This window comes from Brevibacillus sp. HB2.2, assembly GCF_013284275.1.
In the GTDB taxonomy this organism is placed as follows: domain Bacteria; phylum Bacillota; class Bacilli; order Brevibacillales; family Brevibacillaceae; genus Brevibacillus; species Brevibacillus brevis_D.
The window spans coordinates 122494-142699 of sequence record NZ_JABSUV010000001.1 but is presented as its reverse complement, the minus strand read 5'-3'; the positions used below and the strand labels follow the sequence as shown (position 1 = coordinate 142699).

Annotated in this window: 20 protein-coding genes; 16 read left to right on the top strand and 4 right to left on the bottom strand. The window is 44.7% G+C overall.

Features of this window, described 5'->3' with window-relative positions:
• Positions 1–3: 3 nt before the first annotated feature.
• From HP401_RS00570 to HP401_RS00540, 7 genes are all read left to right on the top strand, one after another.
• Positions 4–1587, top strand: a complete 1584-nt coding sequence (locus HP401_RS00570) for a lipase family protein (RefSeq protein WP_173603690.1) — start codon at positions 4–6, stop codon at positions 1585–1587.
• 258 nt (positions 1588–1845) lie between these two features.
• Positions 1846–2649, top strand: a complete 804-nt coding sequence (locus HP401_RS00565; RefSeq protein WP_173603689.1) for a substrate-binding domain-containing protein — start codon at positions 1846–1848, stop codon at positions 2647–2649.
• A 12-nt stretch (positions 2650–2661) separates the two neighbouring features.
• Positions 2662–3108: a hypothetical protein gene (locus HP401_RS00560; protein WP_173603688.1), complete on the top strand. Its 447-nt coding sequence runs from the start codon at positions 2662–2664 to the stop codon at positions 3106–3108.
• Positions 3109–3204: 96 nt separating this feature from the next.
• Positions 3205–3750 (top strand): RNA polymerase sigma factor, encoded by a 546-nt coding sequence (locus HP401_RS00555; RefSeq protein WP_173603687.1) that lies wholly within the window; start codon positions 3205–3207, stop codon positions 3748–3750.
• A 59-nt stretch (positions 3751–3809) separates the two neighbouring features.
• Entirely contained in the window at positions 3810–4469 is a 660-nt protein-coding gene (locus HP401_RS00550; RefSeq protein WP_254456962.1) for an anti-sigma factor, read from the top strand.
• A gap of 589 nt (positions 4470–5058) precedes the next feature.
• The gene (locus HP401_RS00545) at positions 5059–6480 is read left to right on the top strand and encodes a serine hydrolase domain-containing protein (protein ID WP_173603685.1); all 1422 of its coding nucleotides are present in this window, start codon (positions 5059–5061) and stop codon (positions 6478–6480) included.
• Between the two features lie 23 nt (positions 6481–6503).
• Positions 6504–7340: a M55 family metallopeptidase gene (locus HP401_RS00540; protein ID WP_173603684.1), complete on the top strand. Its 837-nt coding sequence runs from the start codon at positions 6504–6506 to the stop codon at positions 7338–7340.
• 52 nt (positions 7341–7392) lie between these two features.
• Here the strand turns inward: HP401_RS00540 and HP401_RS00535 are convergent, their stop codons facing one another.
• Positions 7393–8055 carry an S-layer homology domain-containing protein gene (locus HP401_RS00535; protein WP_173603683.1) on the bottom strand — a complete coding sequence of 221 codons (663 nt, stop codon included), beginning with the start codon at positions 8053–8055 and terminating at the stop codon, positions 7393–7395.
• A 240-nt stretch (positions 8056–8295) separates the two neighbouring features.
• On the opposite strand from HP401_RS00535, the gene HP401_RS00530 reads away from it, so the two are divergent.
• Complete coding sequence (locus tag HP401_RS00530) at positions 8296–9147, top strand: M15 family metallopeptidase (RefSeq protein ID WP_173603682.1); 852 nt, start codon at positions 8296–8298, stop codon at positions 9145–9147.
• A gap of 95 nt (positions 9148–9242) precedes the next feature.
• On the opposite strand, the gene HP401_RS00525 is transcribed toward HP401_RS00530, so the two are convergent.
• Positions 9243–9965, bottom strand: a complete 723-nt coding sequence (locus tag HP401_RS00525) for a C40 family peptidase (protein ID WP_173603681.1) — start codon at positions 9963–9965, stop codon at positions 9243–9245.
• A gap of 147 nt (positions 9966–10112) precedes the next feature.
• Here HP401_RS00525 and HP401_RS00520 point away from each other — a divergent pair, with 147 nt between their 5' ends.
• The 3 genes from HP401_RS00520 (at position 10113) to HP401_RS00510 (ending at position 12750) form a co-directional block, all read left to right on the top strand.
• A complete protein-coding gene (locus HP401_RS00520; RefSeq protein WP_064199512.1) occupies positions 10113–10799 on the top strand; it encodes a response regulator transcription factor in 687 nt (228 codons plus the stop codon).
• 12 nt (positions 10800–10811) lie between these two features.
• On the top strand, positions 10812–12179 hold the full coding sequence (locus tag HP401_RS00515) for a sensor histidine kinase (protein WP_173603680.1): 1368 nt from the start codon (positions 10812–10814) through the stop codon (positions 12177–12179).
• Between the two features lie 133 nt (positions 12180–12312).
• Entirely contained in the window at positions 12313–12750 is a 438-nt protein-coding gene (locus HP401_RS00510) for a hypothetical protein (protein ID WP_173603679.1), read from the top strand.
• Positions 12751–12849: 99 nt separating this feature from the next.
• On the opposite strand, the gene HP401_RS00505 is transcribed toward HP401_RS00510, so the two are convergent.
• Positions 12850–13746, bottom strand: a complete 897-nt coding sequence (locus HP401_RS00505) for a LysR family transcriptional regulator (protein ID WP_173603678.1) — start codon at positions 13744–13746, stop codon at positions 12850–12852.
• Positions 13747–13875: 129 nt separating this feature from the next.
• On the opposite strand from HP401_RS00505, the gene HP401_RS00500 reads away from it, so the two are divergent.
• From HP401_RS00500 to melA, 3 genes are all read left to right on the top strand, one after another.
• Positions 13876–14559, top strand: coding sequence for an MOSC domain-containing protein (locus HP401_RS00500; protein WP_173603677.1), 684 nt, complete (start codon positions 13876–13878; stop codon positions 14557–14559).
• A 131-nt stretch (positions 14560–14690) separates the two neighbouring features.
• On the top strand, positions 14691–15260 hold the full coding sequence (locus HP401_RS00495) for a cupin domain-containing protein (protein WP_173603676.1): 570 nt from the start codon (positions 14691–14693) through the stop codon (positions 15258–15260).
• Between the two features lie 326 nt (positions 15261–15586).
• Positions 15587–16888 (top strand): alpha-glucosidase/alpha-galactosidase, encoded by a 1302-nt coding sequence (gene melA / locus HP401_RS00490; protein ID WP_173603675.1) that lies wholly within the window; start codon positions 15587–15589, stop codon positions 16886–16888.
• A gap of 51 nt (positions 16889–16939) precedes the next feature.
• Here melA and HP401_RS00485 read toward each other — a convergent pair whose 3' ends face one another.
• Complete coding sequence (locus tag HP401_RS00485; RefSeq protein ID WP_173603674.1) at positions 16940–17836, bottom strand: AraC family transcriptional regulator; 897 nt, start codon at positions 17834–17836, stop codon at positions 16940–16942.
• A gap of 134 nt (positions 17837–17970) precedes the next feature.
• Here HP401_RS00485 and HP401_RS00480 point away from each other — a divergent pair, with 134 nt between their 5' ends.
• Together HP401_RS00480 and HP401_RS00475 are read left to right on the top strand one after the other, a co-directional pair.
• The gene (locus tag HP401_RS00480) at positions 17971–19221 is read left to right on the top strand and encodes an ABC transporter substrate-binding protein (protein ID WP_173603673.1); all 1251 of its coding nucleotides are present in this window, start codon (positions 17971–17973) and stop codon (positions 19219–19221) included.
• A 71-nt stretch (positions 19222–19292) separates the two neighbouring features.
• A complete protein-coding gene (locus HP401_RS00475) occupies positions 19293–20198 on the top strand; it encodes a carbohydrate ABC transporter permease (protein WP_375140424.1) in 906 nt (301 codons plus the stop codon).
• The last annotated feature ends 8 nt before the right edge of the window (positions 20199–20206 follow it).

Below are 20206 nucleotides of genomic sequence, written 5' to 3'. Positions count from 1 at the left end.
TTCATGAATCAGAAAGTACTATCTCGTTTGCTGGCGGCTGTTACATTATCAACGGCGCTGGTCTACCCACAAGCAGCAAGCGCGGCGGCTCCAGCTCCGGTTTTGCATGATGACAATCCAAGTGGTCATTTTGGTGACTGGTACACAGGTGCGGTTCCTCCCAATGCATCCAAAGACAAGCCCGTGATCCTGTTTGTCCAAGGTCTGCACTCCACTTACAATACTTGGTATACAACAGACGGATATTATGATGCAGCCTATAACGCCGGGTATCGTACCGCATTTGTGCAACTGAAGGACGCAGATGGTACTGGTGGCAACATGTGGACAAACGGAGCCAAGCTCGCTGAAGTCATTAAAAAGGTTGCAGATTATTATGGTGTTTCCAAAATCAATATCATTGCACATTCCAAAGGTGGCATCGATACACAGGCAGCACTCGTCCACTATGGCGCGCATCCGTATGTCAACGTTGTTCACCAGCTTTCCACGCCAAACAAAGGTTCAGAATTGGCTGATATGGCTTACAGCAATTGGGCAGGATGGCTCGCCGACATTCTTGGCAAAAAAGACGATGCGGTGTATTCCCTGCAAACGTCATATATGGCCAACTTCCGTGCACAGACTGACAGCCGTAGCGAAGTTGGTTCAACTAAGACATACATGGCAGCGGGAACAGGGGATGATGGCTGGTTTAGTGCGACCTGGTTTGGTCATGCGGTTCTTCCTGGTGAAGACGATGGAGCCGTTTCCGTTGAGTCTGCCTTCGGTTTGCCGTATGGGATCAAGAGCTTTACAAAAGACGTTTCCCACGGTCAAATAGCGAAAGCCTCACAAACATGGAATCTGGTTCAACCGAAATTGCAAAATGCATCTATGAAAGAACGTGCAAATAAAATAAGCAAAGACAAATCGAAAGAAACCACTGTGGAAGAAAGCTCCGTTATTCTCCGCGGAGGCGAAGTGGAAGACACCGCCTCCGAAACATTTTTCCTGGAGAGCGGAATCGATAAGCTGAATCTTGATACGATGACCTCGTCAGAAGATACCATTGTGACCTTGATCAGTCCGTCTGGCAAAAAGTACGAGGCGGATCTTAGTAAAAAAAGCGAGTCGGAGGATGAACCAGGGATATTCCAAGATGCTGTTCATCACTTCATTGAAGTAGAGGAGCCTGAAGCAGGCGAATGGACACTGGAAGTGGAGGGTTCTGACGACGCCTTTTTCATGGTTGGTTCCGTGGATGGTGGAGAAGAAGCAAAAGTAAAAGCGAGCAAAAAAGTATTCAAGAAAGGCGACAAAGCGAAGATTTCCGTCGACCTGGGCAAAAGCGAAATTGATCAATCATCACTGGAAAAAGCAAACCTGACTCGTTCCATGAACGGCGAAAAAGCAAGCGTCCTGGATGAAGTGAAGTTTGCCGTAAAAGAAGATGAGCTTACGGGCAATTTTACTGTGCCGACGAAACCAGGCGTTTATAATCTCTCCTTTGACATAACCGGCATCAATGAGGATGGCGAACCATTTACTCGCTCTATTAATTACAATTTTGCGGTAACAAATAGCGATGGAGAATTAGAAAAATAAGAGCAAACCATTTCACGGCCCTGAAAAAGGGTCGTTTTTTTCTGCATAAAACGGCATCTCAAAGACAAAGATCACCATACACCTGGCCAGACTGGCCTTGGTTGTGCGGAGATCTTTATTTATTCTTCACCAGACTAGTTTTCCATCGTTTCATGTAACTTTCTAACTATTTCACAAATACAATCAAACCGTTTACAGCCTGCCGTCGTTTCCTTTGATAGAACCGTTAAAAAACAAGTGTGAAATGGAGGAAGAATCATGAGGAAGACTGTGTTCCTAGGAGCTCTACTGCTTTTTTTCTTTACGACTACCGGAATGTCAGCCTATGCAAAAATGGACGGTAAGCCGGCGTCCCAGGCAACACCAAATTCCAGACAAAGTGACCAAGTCATCCGGGTGTACGGACCAGGTGGACCACTTGGACCGATCAAGGAAGCTGCTGAACATTTTTCGGCTGAGACGGGAATGAAGGTGGAAGTAACAGCCGGACCAGAGAGCAAGTGGATCGGTCAAGCAAAGCAAGATGCAGATATTATTTTCGGTGGCTCCGAGTATATGCTGCAGGATTTTATCTTTCACTACCCCGACATGATCGACACCAAAACACGTACGGAGCTTTACACGCGTGCTGCAGGAATATTGGTGAGGAAAGGAAATCCTAAGAAGATTGAAAGTCTGGAGGATTTAACGAAAAAGGGAGTAAAAATAATGGATGTGAATGGGGCTGGCCAGCTTGGCCTGTGGGAAGACCTGGCGGGCAGAAAAGGGCTGATCGGAGGCATTACTCAAAATATTAACGTTTCTGTAAAGTCGAGTGCCGAAGCCATTGAACGATGGAAATCGAATTCTAGTCTGGACGCCTGGATTACCTATGAATCGTGGCATTACCGGCTCCAGGATGTGACTGACCTGGTCGAACTGCCCGAAGAAGAAAAGCTCTATCGTGGAACGCCGATCGCCCTGACAAAAATCACTGATCAGAAAAAAGAGGCACAGCAATTTATTGATTATTTAAGAACGGAAAAATCTCACCAAATCTTTCAAAAATGGGGCTGGAAGTAAGGAGGAACATACATGAAAAAAGCAGTTTTTACACTTGCGATGATTTTGATTATTTTTGCTTTGGCTGCTTGCGGAAAAAACACGGAGGTAAAAACAGAGGCGGTTCAACCCGATCAAGCCCTCCAGCTTTTGAAGAATGAAAAAGCAGGAGAGTACCTGGCCGATCCTCAGGGAAGGGCCCTGTATTACTTTAAAAAGGACGAAGCAGGAAAAAGCAATTGCAGCGGGGACTGCCTGGCAAACTGGCCGGCATTTACCCAGGAGGATTTCGCCGTCCCAGAAGGTTTTGACAAAAAGGATTTCGATACGATCACAAGAGAAGACAATGGGAAGAAGCAGGTTACGTACAAAGGCTTTCCTCTCTATTATTTTGCAAAAGACCAGCAAGTAGGGGATGTAAACGGACAAGGAGTAAAAGAAGTATGGTTTGTCATAAACAGCGAAACAGCATTTGAATAAGCTTGCTCAGGGAACGATCAGTCGCGGTCGTTCCCATCTTTACTTTTATAAAAGTGTTATGGCAGTATATTTTTATCCAAAAGCAGGGAGTGCCACATGAAAGAAAATTACGATGCGGAATTAATGCGATTGGTTAACGAAAAAAATGGTCACGCATTAGAGGAGCTCTATGATCGTTATATAAAGCTTGTTTACGGCTTTGTTATGAAGTTTTGCAATGGAAATGAGGATAAGACGAAAGAAATTATTCAGCTGGTTTTTTTGAGGCTATGGACAACAAACAGCCATTACGATCCTGCTCAAGGCAGCTTTGTAAATTGGCTCCTCACGATTACCCGCAATATATGCATTGACTACCTTCGCAAAGAGAAGAGGCATACGCAACACCATCAAGAGGAACATGAAGAGATTGCCGATCCTGCAAATGCAGTCGAGCAACGAGTAAATACGAATGATATTGCGATGGCGAAAAACAAATTGCCGACGGCCCAAAGAAAATTAATCGATCTGCTTTATTGGAAAGGGTATTCTCTTTCAGAGATCGCCAAGCTGGAACAAGAGCCGCTTGGGACGATTAAAAGCAGGCTTCACCAGGCTCTTAAAGGATTGAGGAAGCATCTGGAACTGGAGGATATAAAATGACAAGGATTTGTGATCATTTAATATCATATATAGCAAATGAGCTCAAGGAGAGCGACCACATGGCCTTTGCTGAACATGTAAAGAATTGTAAGGAGTGTAAGAAAGAATATCAGGAATTATCCCAGGCCTGGCATGCTTTGCCGTTCGATTATACCGAAATCGAGGTGCCTGAATCGCTAAAAGGCGAGGTGCTGGGGTTTGTTTTTGAGCACAAAAGGAAAAGCGGTACGGAAACATTCATGGCTAAGATGAGCAAGCTCCCCATGATGCTCAAAAGCCAGTTCACTCCCGTTTCAACCAGTATCGTGGCCGTCTTGTTGCTCGCGTTTATTGGTCTTGGAATAACGAATGTACAGGTAAAAAATCGCCATGCGGAAAATGTTCCCATTGAAATTGTAACGGCGATTCCCTTAAAAACAGCCAATCAAAGCCACCCGGGAACAAACGGCATCGCCTATATTGTCCAGCAGGGATCAGAGAAAAATTTGGTTGTGCAGGTTCACGAATTGCCTGGCGTCGAAGGTTCACAGGTTTACCAGGTTTGGCTGCTGAAAAACAACACGAGGGAAAATGGTGGCATATTCAAGCCGGACGAAAACGGATCCGGAATACTGACCTACCAGCTCGGCGAAGGGCAGACTTTTGATCAAATCGGCATTACTGTCGAACCGGACGCCAACAGCAGACAACCAAGAGGAAAAAAAATAGTCGGTTCATAGATAGTAACAGAAAAGGACAGATACATTTTAAATATCTGGTTAACCGTATAGTACGAACGAGTGCTTACCCATAGAATCCGCATTGGTCCACACGGCTCGGCCAGTTCCGCCTTATGGATTCGATAGTGGAGGAACAAACACAAGTAGAGGCTGCTGGTGTTAAAACCGGAAGCCTTTGCTCAACTAACTGGCAGGAAAAACTTAGGTGAAGTACGATTGATACCACTTGACGATTGCAAAGCAAAAGTAGAGAAAACTTGTGATGATTGGCGAGGTTCCACAGTCCTGCTAACTGGACCAAATCGGTACAGCGGTACAGCAACGCTCATTACTAAAACAACGAATGATCGAATTTGACCAGCGACATTTCGGGGCCTGGCGTCAACAAGACGAGGGGCCATTTTTATTTGATTACTTTTTGTTGTGAAAATTAGTTATTTTCAGAATTAAATGTTGTCGTTTTTTCATCTGCCGCTTATAATTCTACTAGTGCATGAACTTCATATCCTTACTTTTTTGAAGTATATACTTCAGATTAAGCCTGAAATTACTTTCCTGTTTGTAAGAAATGAACCAAAGGAGGCGTGACATGAAGATGAAGGAGTGGGAAGCGGCGTTCGAAGCATACGTCCAAAGGCTAATGGATGATTTTCAGGTTCCTGGTGCGATCATTGCTGTAGCCAAGGACGGAGAACTCACTTATGAAAAAGCGTTTGGTTTTCGGGACCGTGAAAAACTAGCTCCCATCGATCTGGATACGGTATTTGGGATCGGATCGATTACGAAGTCGTTTACATGCATGGCGATCATGCAGCTTCAGGAAGAAGGAAAGCTTTCCGTACATGATCCGGTAATCACCTATTTGCCTGAGTTTCGAACGCCGGATGAAGCCCAAACGAAAAGCATTACCATTCATCATTTCATGACACACACCCTCGGATTTCCACCACTTCCATCTCTCATTCCAGCTATGCTACCCAGCTTACAAGCCGATCCGACAGCAGACGAATTACTTCACCATTTTGAAGACCAATGTAAACACCCAATCGATACCTTCGAAGACCTCATGGCGTATATAGAGAAGCTGCCCTTTGAATTGTTGGGACCTGCTGGGACAGAATTCAGCTATTCCAACGAAGCTTTTGGCTTGCTTGGGGCGATTATTGAGCGCGCCAGCGGTAAACCATACGAAGCCTATGTCCAAGAGCATATTTTACAGCCAATTGGCATGGAACGAACGGTTTTTCATGTAGAGGAATTAGGTGAGGACAACAATACTACCATGCTGTACACACGTCGCATGAAAGATGGTGTTCTTGAAGTAGTACGTTCCCCAGGTTGGTGGGATGCTCCCTCCATGCGTGCAGCAGGCTTCCTTAAATCGACCGCACGTGACATGCTTCGCTATGCGGATGTTTATCGGACAGGCGGGCTTTCAAATAGAGCGAGAATCATCTCGGGAGATAGCGCCTCACAAATGATTGCCCCTCATGTCCGTGTTGATTTGAGCCGCAGCTATGGTTACGGACTCGGCGTGTTTCCATTTTCCGAAGATTACACCTTACTTACCCATACCGGCGGCTTAAAAGGGATGACCGCGCAAATGATCATCGTCCCAGAGGCGGGAGTAACTGGCATTCTTTTGACCAACATGGATGATGCCCCTATTTCCAATCTGACCTTAGGACTGTTGAACAGTATGTTCGGTCGCTCGCTCGAGACGCAGTTCGCCACATTTCCCGAATATGAAGTGCCGCTTGCTTACTTGCAACAATGTCCTGGTACATATAAATCAGGAGAAGGAGACGCAGTAGAGATCAGATTTGATGAAGCACAGAGCCAGCTTGTACTCGTTCTAGGCAGTGATGTGTTCCCACTGCGTCCCGTTGGCGAAGATACGTTTCTGTTCACGCGCCACAACATTGATACACTCATCCGCTTTGTTCGCCACCCAGAGGGTGAGATCAAGCGCTTGGCGTTTGGTTCGCGCCAAATGCCGAAAGCAATCTAATCAAAGATAGGGGGCAGTTTCACATGAAGGTGTTTATTTCGTTGGACATGGAAGGGATCTCTGGATTAAGTGAATGGGAGGATGTGATCCCTGGTCGCAGACATTACGAAGCGGGGAGAAGACTGTTAACCCAAGATGTGAATGCGGCGATTGAGGGAGCATTGGAAGCAGGAGCCACCCAAATTATTGTCAATGAATCTCATGGGCCGATGAACAATATCATCCTGGAAGAATTGCATCCACAGGCAGATGTCACCCGTGGTTTTTTCAAGCCTCTCTGTATGATGCAGGGGATCGACAGTAGCTGCGATGCCGCATTTTTCATCGGTTATCATGGAAAAGCAGGGACAGGAGATGCGGTACTCAATCATACATTGTCTGGCCTTGCTATCCATCGGCTTATCTTAAATGGTAAAGAAGTGGGCGAAGCAGGGTTAAATGCAGCTATTGCGGGAGCCTTTGGTGTCCCGGTCGTACTCGTTACTGGCGATTCCCAAACGGCGAAAGAGGTGGAAGAAGATATCCCTGGAGTCTTTACGGTCGCTGTGAAAACAGGAATTACAGGACTCTCGTCGCAAGCGATGCATCCCGTTCGTGCGAGAGAGCTGATCCGTCAGCAAGCAAAAGAAGCATTGCTCCATCGCCGTACAGTTAAACCGCTTGCGCAAAAAGGAGAGAATACAATAGAAGTCGAGTTTACAAAATCACAATTTGCCACAGCAGTCAGCTGGATGCCAGGAATGGAGCTCATCGACGGACGCACGGTACGCTTCCATTCGCCTGATCTTGTTAGCATGATGCCCGTTTTGCAAGCAATGCTGTTGATAACCGGGCAAGTGAATCAGATGATTACTGGTTAAGTAAACAAAAAAATGCAGCCCCTCTCACGAGGATCGCTGCATTTTTTTCATTTTAGTTCAGAGGCTTATGACTTTTCAAATACGCAAGGGCATTATAAATCATTTCGGCTGCCTCTTCGCGAGTGACAGCCTTTTTCGGATGGAGCTTGTTTTCCTTATCCAATTTGATAATATCTCTTGCCAAAGCTCGTTGAATGGAGCCTTGGTAATCCACGGTGAGTTCTTCATCATCTCGGATTTCCACTGGTACTAGTTTGATCATGGGCAGATTACCTTTGGTCTCCATGACTTTCATTAGCTGGTGAATGAACTGCTCTCTGGTCCATTCCGCATTCGGATCGAGATCATTCGGTAATTCCAATCCGTTCACTGCCGCTATGATCAGACTCTCGGCATACCAAGCATCGTTATCTGCTTTGGAAAAATAGTCAGTCGCTTGTGGCGCCTTTACAAAAGTGACCGCTGCCAGACTCAAATCAAAGGCATTTACCATCAGTTGAATACCTTGAGCAGCTGTAATCGTTTCGTTCGGTGCAAATTTGCTATCATCTACGCCTTTTATTACACCTTGTTGCTGTAAGGAAAGAATTTTATCCTTCGCTCCCGATTGGCCAAGATCCGTAAAAGGAGTCGTTGCAGCAAAGCTTGGTTGGGCGAATGACACAGTGAACAATGCAAGCAACGAAAGAGAGATCATATTTTTTCTGATATTCATGGTAGCCACCTCGTCAATTTTTGAAGTTTCACTCCATTTGACGAGGAATATCTGACAACGTTTCAGCTTTCTTTCGCAAAACTCTCGGGTTAGATAGGGGTACTGCGGGAATTTTCTGTTTGTTTGCAACAAAATGATTTAAGGAAAACTTTATCTTTTGAGTACGATTTCATTTAACATTGCCTAGTACCATCGTAGTAAAAAAGAATAACGTGTGTTTGAACAATGGAGGAAGTGGAAATGAAAAAGAGATTTCTCTTAGTAGGTATTCTTTTATTGTTGTTCGGTTATCCATTCTTGTGGCCACTCATAGATGATTTATGGGAACCAAAAGAGCCGGATGCTGCAGCTTTCCCGAAATACAAAGCGATTCGAGTTGAAAAAGACCAGATTTATCAGGGCGATCTGTTATTGGTCAACAAGAAGGCACCGATCCGTGCAGAGGCGGTGCCATCCGATGTGATCCTTTTGTCTTCGCACAACTATTTAGTGGAGGGCTATCGCTTGCAAGACAATTCCATTGAATTGTCTGAGAACACAGCGAAGGCGTTCAACGAGATGGTCCATGCAGCAAGCAGTGATAATGTAAAGGATTTTATGATCAAAAGCGGCTATCGAAGCTTGGAAAAACCGGGAAAACTGGCTGAAGAGAAGGGACATGACGACGATGTATTGCCAGATTGTTTTACCGAACATCATCTGGGTACAGCCTTGGACGTTGCATCCACACAAATGAAAATCGACCCATCCCCAGAAGGGAAATGGCTACAAGAAAACGCCTGGAAATACGGGTTTATTTTGCGCTATCCGAAGGAAAAGGTCACAATCACGGGCGTTCCTTACAATCCTATGCATTACCGATTTGTAGGTTTGCCGCACAGCGCCATTATGCAAGAGCGCCAGTTAACCTTGGAGGAGTACGTGAAATACTTGCGGGAGGCAAAGGAAGTGTCAGGGACGATAAATGGTGGCGACTACAAAATTTATTATGATCCAGTGGCGACTAGTATCATGATTCAAGTGCCGACCAATGGGAAATATGTGCTTTCTGGCGACAATCAGGGAGGTGTCATTGTGACAGAGTTTTTGTAGTTTGCAAAGAGCGAATCAGGCCACTAGTTTTGAAGAGATATGAAAAAGGCTGCTGTAGCTCTCAGCAGCCTTTTTTGTTGAGTCCAAGAAAATGATTAAATCACACGTCTTCCGACCTCAAAACGTTTTTCCCAAGAAGTCCCCTTGAAATTGGTTGTTGTAACTCCAGGTTTACCGTACGTATGCAGCAGCTTATTGTCCCCAGCGTAGATGGCAACATGGGTAATGCGAGAAGACGAGCTGCCGTAGCTGTGGAAGAAAACAAGATCTCCTTTTTGCAGTTGATCCTTCGAGACTTTTTGACCGACTTTAGACTGTTGACGTGAGTCTCGTGGCAGACTTACTCCGACCTCTTTAAACACTCGCTGTGTAAAGGAAGAGCAATCAAATGTACGCGTTGTTTTTTTACTGGAACCAAATTTATAAGGGACGCCTTTATACTTCATTCCTTCTGAAATGACCTGATCAGCAATGTCGGAAGAGGGAGCCGTTTTACTAACTATCTGTTTATTCTGGCTACCATCAGTGGTACTTTCCTCAGTGGCAGTCAGGTCGTTATTCATACCATCTTGCACCATCTGACCATATTGCTCATTATCAAACTGTTTCATGCTCTGATTTTCAACTGATTTTTCGATAATCTGTTGCAGGTTCTGGTCATACTTATGTTTTTCCTGCTGTTTATCCGGAGTATGTGCAGCTGTGGAGATGAGACTTGTCTCGGAAGCCGCGTAGGCTTGTCCGCTCATGAGAAGAGAAGTTCCCATTAGAATAGCTACGACCGTAGTAGTGGTACCTTTCCAGGTTCGCTTTGTCATGATGTTCCTCCTTCTGAATGGTTGATCATGTTGTGTGTTCCTCATCCACGGTCTTATCGTACACAACAAAACTAAGATTCCCGGTAGAATTTCATGAGAGTTTCCTGAGAAAACTGTTGGTAAGATATTCAAACGGAGATGATATCCATGCCTACGCCAGATGGAAAAGGCTATTTGCTGCTTGTTGAAGATGAACATAACTTGGCAAGATACTTACAATTGGAGTTGGAGAATGAGGGATTTTCGACGGATATTGAATACGACGGACTTTCCGGATTAGAAAAGGCACTGACGATTGAGTACGACCTCATCCTCCTGGATGTCATGCTGCCCGAATTATCGGGGATAGAATTATGCCGACGAATTCGGGAAACCAAAGATGTCCCTATTATCATGATCACGGCTCGTGGAGAGGTTCCGGATATCGTGACGGGATTAGACAGTGGAGCCAATGACTATTTGGCAAAGCCGTTTGCCATCGAGGAGTTGTTTGCCCGGATTCGAGTCTTATTGCGTCAGCGGGAATCAAAAGCAAACCAGGAGATAGTGGTTGGCCGATTGCGTATCCAGCCTAACGCGCGGCGAGTGTTCCTCGATGAAGAGGAAATCATGTTGACCCCACGCGAGTTTGATTTGCTTTATTATCTGGTTCAAAACAAGGAGCAAGCGGTCTCGCGAGAGCAAATTCTCACAGCCGTTTGGGGGTTTGACTTTATGGGGAATACCAACATTGTGGATGTGTATATCCGGTATTTGCGGAACAAAATTGAAAGTGATCCATCCGTCAAGCTGATACATACCGTCCGAGGAATCGGCTATACACTACGAGATTAAAAGGAGAACGCAGTGCTTACACCTCGCAGATACTCACTCAAATGGAGACTGACACTGTTTTTTAGCTCTGGCATGCTGGTTTTGCTTCTCTTTTTGTCTATTTTTATTTTTTTCAGCACCTCTAATCTCGTCCATCAACATGAGCAAAAATTACTCAATCAGAAAGCGACGGCCATCGCAGCCGATTTGAAAACAGAAATCACCGAAGAAGCATCGTTGAAGATTCCCTACCTGACGCGTCTGTTAACCAATTACGCTGACGTCAATCAATCCATTACCATCAGCGATCAAAACGGCAAGGAAATCGCTTCGATACAGGGAGCCAATTGGAGAAAAGACCCGGAAGACTATTATGAAAGGACCTTGGTCGCGAAAGAGCCTGTACAGCTGCCGTTTACATCCGAGCTTTTGTTTGTGCAAATTTCTACTACGACTGAGGCGCTTGAATGGTATTTTTCGATCTTGCTCACGATTCTTTTTCTCTCGTCCTTTTTTACTTTGCTTCTTTCGGCGATTGGAGGCTACTGGTTGAGTAACTGGGGATTGAAGCCTCTCGATCATCTTATCCAGCAAATCCATTCCATTTTCCCTCAACGTCTCTCCCAGCGAATTCACCATCATCACGTAGAGACTGAAATCTACGAGCTAATCCATGCCTTTAATCTGTTGTTAGATCGTATGGAAGAAGCAATGGTCTATCAGCAGCGATTCGTCACAGATGCCTCTCACGAATTGCGAACACCGCTCTCGATTATTGAAGGGTATGTAAGTCTTCTGCAAAGATGGGGGCAGCACAAACCAGAAGTAAGGGACGAAGCACTCGCTGCTGTGGAGCAGGAGTGTAAACGACTTTTCAAACTCATCGATGACCTGTTGTCACTAGCCAAACTGCAGCATGCCTCACAAGTAGGCTCAACGAAGGTCATGCAGCCATTAACTCCTCTGTTACTGGAAGTAAAGCAAGCATGGGTACCCATTTTCCCTCCACAAATTAAGCTGCTGTTTGAATGGGAAGAAGCTCTTGTCCTTTTCATGGATCGAGAGCGGATTCGACAGTTATTGGACATCCTTTTGGACAATGCACGGAAATACACAGATGAAGGACAAGTGAGTGTACGAGCATATGGGGATGAAGAGGCCGTGCACATTGTGGTAGAGGATACGGGGATCGGTATTCAGGCAAAGGAGATTCCCCATCTTTTTAAACGATTTTATCGCGTAGACAAATCCCGTACGCGAAAAAGGGGAGGAAGCGGGATCGGTCTGGCCATCGCCCAAGCAATTGTTGCAGATCACGAGGGAAGCATCTCCATTGCTCCTTCCACGGAAAGAGGCGTGATTGTTCATGTTTTGTTGAAAAAAGCGGGAATGGATGGATGACATGAACGATGAACGCTAGGGCTCTGTGGGCGTGCATTCTCAGAGCCTTCGTTTCTCATAGTGTTCTGGTTCATGAACCTGTAAAATGAAAGGGAGTCAAAACAAAGAGTCATTCTTGACGGAGGTGCTCAAAGTGGGAAAGTCCCATAAATACATACATAGCAAAATCGGAATACGCCAAGATCAGATGAAGGGTTTTCAGCATCCCCAATATGTCATTACAATCAATGACATCACTTTGAATGACTATTTGAATCAAAATACGCAGAGTCGTTCTTTTGATTTATTGGTCCCACCTATCGGGCTTTTTGATAATCGGGATCAGCAAAGAGTCCTTGAATTGCTTTCTTTTATAAATGTAGCTCTTCCTATTTTAGTTTGTTCGGATGACATGGATTTCTCTTGTACAGTTGTCGCCACGAATGTAGAGGAGGGGGAGAATTACATCATTTGGAAAACGTTCGGATATGGCGTGGACATGTCAAAACCGATCCATGTTCCGCCATTAACCTTCGAAAAAGACGTGTATAGAGAATTTGTTGAAGCGTTCAAAGGTTTTATTCAGATGTAATTGATGACTAAATAATGATAGGCATTCCCTATCGAAATGATAACAACGATACTATTGAACAATGATTCGTCTCGTCATAAACTGATCTTGACTCCCGCATCAGCGAACATCATCGCGTTTTACCGTGGCAATTAACTGTTCCATAAAAACTCGGCTTGCCGCACATAAATACTTGTTTTTTCGGTAAACGATACCGATTTGCGCCGTAATATTTGGCTGTTGGATCGGAATCGTGCGAATCCGTTTATCATCGATATAGTCGAGGTAGCCTTTCGAAAGAACCGTGACACCGACACCTTGCCCGACCATATTCGTAATCGATTCCATTGTGGTCATCTCCAAAACAGGCTGTGGAGAGAAGCCCAGCTCCTTACATCTTTCGTCAATCAACTGACGCAAAAAGTACGTGTTGGGCAATAAAATGGAGGGGGTTTCTTTCAAAATCGCAAGGGAAACAAACGGTTCCTTCGCGAGCGGATGACCCACTGGTACGCCAATGGCCAGATTTTCTGTATAGAGCGGAATGGTTTCCAGATCGTCATGCTCCATCGGTAAAAAAACAATCCCCAGATCGAGTTCGTTTCTCAAAAGTCCTTCATAAATATCACCAGTTCTCAACCCGAAAACAGACAATTCTACCTTCGGATAACGCTGGTGAAACTCGATAACAGTAGGCGGGAGCAAGTAATTGACAACCGTCAGCAGTACGCCAATCTTTAATGCGCCTCTGCTTAAGCCTTGCAGCTCGCTAATCGCTGCCCGTGCCTGTGACAACTCATGAAACACCTGGTAGCTATGGTGAAGCAATGTTTTGCCTGCTTCCGTCATAACCGTTCGTTTGCCGATGCGATCAAACAAAGGCATGCCGATTTCATGCTCAAGCAGACGAATTTGCTGACTGAGTGAAGGCTGCGCAATGCCCAATTTCTCAGCTGCACGAGTAAAATTTAACTCCTGGCACAGTGCCATAAAATATTCTAATTGCTTGAGCTCCAAAAAGACCATCTCCCCGGCGATTTATGAACGAACAATAGGATTTTCCTATTATTATAAGATAAACCATTATGAAATGATATGAATGTAGTGTGCCATGCGCACATCTATGAAAGCATGAGGTGATCGCTTGTGAATATCGAAATCCTATCGATAAATGTAGGGAAACCCAAACAGGTACAGTATCAAAACAAAGCGGTTTCTACCGGCATTTACAAAACCCCGACCACAAAAGCTCTTTATTTATCCTTTTTAAACTTGGAGGGAGATGGGCAAGCAGATCTTGTCCACCATGGAGGGAAGGAAAAGGCTGTATGCGTCTATCCCTATGAGCATTATCCATTTTGGGAGGCCCAATTGCAGAGGGAACTTCCAATCGGTGCATTCGGAGAAAATCTGACGATCCGGGGATTAGTAGAAACGGATGTTTGTATCGGTGATACCTTTCAGCTAGGGGAAGCGGTCGTGCAGATTAGTCAACCGAGACAGCCCTGTTACAAATTGTCTGTCCGTTACGGTGTACCTGAAATGTTGGTTAAGGTACAAGAGACCGGCTATACTGGTTATTATTTTCGCGTGCTAAAAGAAGGGCTTGTATCTCATACGGATGGATTAATAAGACTTTCTAGTCATCCAAAAGCGATAACGGTCTCTTATGCAAACCGAATCATGCATCAAGAAAAAGACAATATCGATGGTATGAAAAAGCTATTGGAAGTAGAGGAGCTGTCCTCAAATTGGCGAGCGACTTTTACAAAACGATTATCCGGCGTGGAAATTGATACTCGTGAAAGGCTGACAGGCAACCAAACATAACGACAGTATTGGCAAGGAAGAATGTGATCGTTGTGAAGAACTAGCTGAAATCGCTCTTCAGAATAGTTACCTGTCATCAGGTAGCCACATAGGCTAAAGGGTAAATCCTTTACACTGGAGAGGAGATCGAGATGTACAACAACTATTACCATCACTATCAATGGTATTATCCCGTGCTTGCCGGCTGGAATAACAACCATTTTCACTATGGATGGAGTCCTGATTATTACAGCTATAGCCATGCGAATGGGAATCGATACTGGAATCGTTATCAGAATACCATCGAATTGAGAGATTATGGACCAAAGCCTTTTGTCGTGAATATTGAGCAAGCGACAAAGCAAAACAACACATTTCGTACGGCATTATGGACAGGGAAGCACTTGCAGGTAACACTAATGAGCATAAACGTTGGAGACGACATTGGTTTAGAAAATCATCCGAATACGGATCAATTCATCCGAGTGGAAGAAGGTCAGGGACTTGTTCGGATGGGAGATCGCCAAGATCATTTAGATTTTGAACGAAGAGTCAATGATAACGATGCCATCATGGTTCCCGCGGGCACATGGCACAATATTATCAATACAGGTAACACGCCGCTTAAGGTATATTCCATCTATGCGCCACCGCAACATCCCTTTGGCACCGTTCATGAGACAAAGGCCAGTGCCATGGCTTCTGAGGAAAGCCCTCAATAAGAATCGAGCTAATAGAAAGGGTGCTAGACATCACAGAAACCACCTCCAGAAATGGTCAGGTGGTTTCTGTTTGGACTTAAGCTTGCCTTACATAATCCGACTTGTATTCACTTTGAGGCAGCGACTCAAAAAAATTGGGAAGGTATGGAGAGCACGCTTCTCATTCTCTGGTCTGGAACTGGCATGTATACAGCAATTTTTTACCGTTGGATACGGTTTTTTTACCCTTGCTGGTGACTTTTTGCTCCATTACGCTAAGAATGTACAAATCATACCATTTCATGAATCCAAATATCTTGCATTGCAAATCCGTTAGGGGGGTAGTCATGCCAAAAATCACTTTTTTAGGAGCGGGAAGTACTGTTTTTGCCAAGAATGTATTAGGAGACTGCATGCATGTTTCTGCGTTAGAAGGCTCTGAGTTTGCCCTATACGATATTGATCCCCAAAGGCTTAAAGACTCTGAGAGTATGTTGAACAATTTAAAGGAAAGTACTGGTAGAGAGGTGACGGTCAAAGCCTATACCGACAGAAAGGAAGCATTGCGCGGAGCGAAATACGTGATAAACGCCGTACAGATCGGTGGTTATGACCCTTGTACCATTACCGACTTCGAAATCCCCAAACGTTATGGTCTACAACAAACGATCGCAGACACCGTGGGTATTGGTGGTATTTTCAGAAATTTGAGAACGATACCAGTATTACTTGATTTTGCACGTGATATGGAGGAAGTTTGCCCGAATGCCTGGTTTCTCAACTATACGAATCCCATGGCTGCATTGACGGGTACATTGATTCGTTTTGGCGGGATTAAAGCAGTGGGGCTTTGCCATAGTGTGCAAGTATGCGCACCTTATTTACTAAAGTCACTAGGAATGGAAACAGACAATCTTCAGTATAAAATTGCGGGGATCAACCATATGGCATGGTTGCTGGAGATCACGAGAGATGGGGTAGACCTGTATCCGGAGATAAAACGGCGTGCAGCGGAAAAACAGAAGGCCAGACACGATGACATGGTTCGCTTTGAGCTCATGCTTCGCTTTGGTTACTATGTGACAGAATCCTCGGAACATAATGCGGAGTACCACCCATACTTTATAAAAGGCAGTTATCCAGAGCTGATCGAACGCTTTCATATTCCGTTGGACGAATATCCGAGACGCTGCGTAGAACAAATAAACAAATGGACAGCCATGCGAGAAGACTTGGTGAACAACAAGCAAATCAGTCACGCTCGCACCCTAGAATACGCATCATACATCATCGAAGCAATGGAAACGAACAAGCCATTTACGATAGGTGGTAATGTTTTGAATACGGGAAGACTCATCAGCAATCTACCGGAAAAGGCTTGTGTAGAAGTACCTTGCCTGGTAGATGGAAACGGTGTTACCCCTACGTATGTTGGGGAACTTCCTGAGCAGTTGGCCGCTCTCAATCGCACGAACATCAATACGCAGCTTTTGACAATTGAAGCAGCTATTACAAGGAAAAAGGAGCACATTTATCATGCAGCACTACTCGATCCTCATACCGCTTCAGAATTATCCATCGATGACATTGTGTCTTTATGCGATGATTTAATTGAAGCCCACGGGGAGTGGCTCCCGCAATTTTCATAACAAGGCAAATAACAACCCGACAGCTTTTTTGTCGGGTTTCTTCCTGTTCACTTACTCGATCAGAATATGGGTGGTCGGCAAGCTGTTTTTGCATTCTCGAAATTGGCCGGGGGATGTCCCAATGAGCTTTTTGAACACTTTGTTGAAATAGTTGGCATTTGCGTATCCGATCGCCAGTGCAATGTCATTGACGGAGAGGTTCGTTTGGGTAAGCAAATCCATTGCTTTTTCAATCCGAAGCTTGGTGATGTATTGAAGGGGAGTCGTATTCAAATATTCGCGAAATAGATGGATGAGGTAGTATCTAGATAATCCTGCAGCGTTTGCGATGTCTCCCAGCGATATGGTTTCCTTGTAATGAGCTTGGATAAAACAAACGGCTTCCGAAATCCGATCCGGTACCTGCTTGCTAGGATTATCTATATTTTTCATAAATCGATAACACTCCATGACGAACTCATATGCTTTTGCTGAAGAACAGTAAAGATCAGTCACGCGTTTTTCACAAACTTCCTGGTAAATCTTGAGCAAAAGCTGGATGAGCTTCGCTTCTGGTGGAATCGATAAGACAGGCCCCCCGTTCGCTTGTATGTACTCCCAGCATTCAGTAGCTTGGCTGCCAACAAGCGTGATGTAAACAAATTCCCAGTGATCACTTTCTCCGGAAAAATAGTATCGATGACAGCTAGGTACTTCCACCAGAAAGGTTTTTCCTGCCCGTAATGGGTATGACTTTTCCCCGATATCCAGTCGTCCGCTCCCCGAGATGGTGTATTGGAAGACATATGTCCCGACATCGCTTCGATTTAAGCCATCCCAATCGTAACTGGCGGAAGTTTGCCTTTGCCATCCAATTGACCAAATATTGGCTGTTTCATTTCGAGAATCATCCTGAAAACGAAAGCCGTAGCTTCCATAGTTGTTTTTCTTACTGATCAAATACAGCAATATATTACCCTCCGATCACACTTTATTACGATTGATAGCCGTTTAAGCGGGATTTAAGATTAAAGTAACATGTTTTATCAGAAAATTCACTACATATTAAACGCAACAATTTTTTATCCCGAGGAGGAGACTACATGAAGAAATTCGTATCGACCATCGTTTGCGTTCTATTACTTTCCTCAATTTTTGTATCCGCTTGCAGCAATGAAATGGCTTCACCCTCGTCGAATCAGGTTACGCTTCGATTCGCTACCTGGGACACTGGGGAGAGCTTGAAGTATGAACAAGAAATTGCGAAGCTGTTTGAACAGAAAAACCCCCATGTCAAAGTCCAAGTGGAATCCTATGCGGAAGGATATGACGATAAAATTGCCGCCTCCTTTGGTACGAAAAACCCGCCGGATGTGATGTATATGTGGAATTATCCTACCTATTATCAGTCTCTTCTGCCCATGAATGATTTACTTGCAAAGGATACGGCTGCCAAGTCCATCACGGAGGACTTCTATGAAAACATCTTTAACTACCACAAGTTTGAAGGGAGCTCGTACGGATTACCCGTTGGCTTTGTAACCCGTGTCATTTACTACAATAAAAAACTTTTCGATGAAGCAGGCCTTCCTTATCCAACAGAAGGGTGGACATGGGATGATTTTCGTTCGGCAGCTAAACAGCTGTCCAATCCAGCTAAAAAGCAATACGGGTTTGTCTTGAAGCAAAAAGACAATTCTTATGCCTTCCAAGAGTTCGTCTGGAGCAATGGTGGAAATTTCATCAGTCCGGATGGGAAGAAACTGGAAGGGTTCATGAACAGCCAAGAAACAAAAGAAGCGATCTCTCTATTTAGCGATTTGATTAAAGACGGAAGTGCCATCGTAGTGGAGAGCGACAGATACACAGAGAGCTTTAAATCAGGCAAAATCGCTATGATCGAAAACGGCATTTGGCCATTGGAGGGATTTAAGGAAGCGGGGCTCGATTTTGGTACGGTGGAATTACCCGCGTTTCCTGGAAAGCCGGTAAAAGGCGTGATTCATTCGGCGGGAGTATCCATAGCAAAGGATACCAAGCAACTTGAGCTTGCGTGGGAGTTCGTCAAATTTTTTGTCTCTACAGAGGGAGCCAAAATACGGAAGGGCGACATGCCAGCGCTAAAAAGTGTCGCCAAGGAAACAAAAGTCGCAGAAGACCCATTGCGCAAACCCTTTTATTCCATGTTAGAGAAAGGCGATGAGGTACCGGCTTTCCTTCTCCATGCAAAATGGAACGAAATCGATAAAAATCTGGATTATGCCATTTCATCTGTTTTACTTGGAAAAGACCAGGCAGACCACGCCTTGGATAAAGCGGTGAAAATTTCGAATCAGTTCGTTGAAACGAAGTAACAAAGGGGCGATCTTGCAAGATGATTTCGACCAATATTCAGACGAGCGAGAAGAGGGAACGAATCGAGAAAATGGCTGTTTCACAAAAGAAAAGGCGTGGGAATCTCACACCCTACCTGTTTATCTCCCCATGGATCATTGGATTTGTAGCCTTTACACTGGGACCTCTTTTGTTTTCGTTCGCCATCAGTTTCTTTGACTATCCAATAGTCGGTACTCCCCAGTTTATTGGTTTTGACAATTACGTGCAGATGTTTACGAATGATCCGATTTTTTGGGAGTCCTTAGGGGTTACCTTCAAGTTTGCTGCGATTCTGGTTCCGTTAAATATTTTGATATCGTTGCTGTTGGCCCTTCTATTACATCAGAATGTCGGAGGCTCCTCCTGGTATCGAACGATCTTTTATCTTCCGACAGTTATTGCAGGAGTTTCGCTGTCGCTTATCTGGGCCTGGGTCTATGACGGAGAATACGGCCTTCTGAATTATATTCTGTCATGGTTCGGCATTGAAGGTCCGCGTTGGTTAAGCGATCCGGAGTGGTCACTCTTTGCCATTGTTTTTGCGGGATTATGGGGGCAAGGTGTCATGATGCTGGTTTTTCTATCTGGACTGAAAAACATCCCCAAAGAATTGTATGAAGCAGCAGAGATAGACGGTGCTGGAGTCTTTTCCAAATTCTTCTCCATCACTCTGCCCATGCTCAGCCCAACTATGTTATTTAATCTAATCACAGCGGTCATCAGTGCATTTCAGCAACTTACGTTTGCTTTGGTCATCACCAAAGGCGGGCCGTTGCGGTCGACTTATTTTTACGCCATGTACGTCTATGAGAACGCATTCCGTTATTTTAAGATGGGGTACTCAGCGGCAAATGCCTGGTTTATGTTCCTGTTCATTTTGTCACTGACTTTTGTATTGTTCAAAACATCGAAAACCTGGGTGTATAACGAAAATGAAAGGAAAGGGAAGAAATAAACCGAACA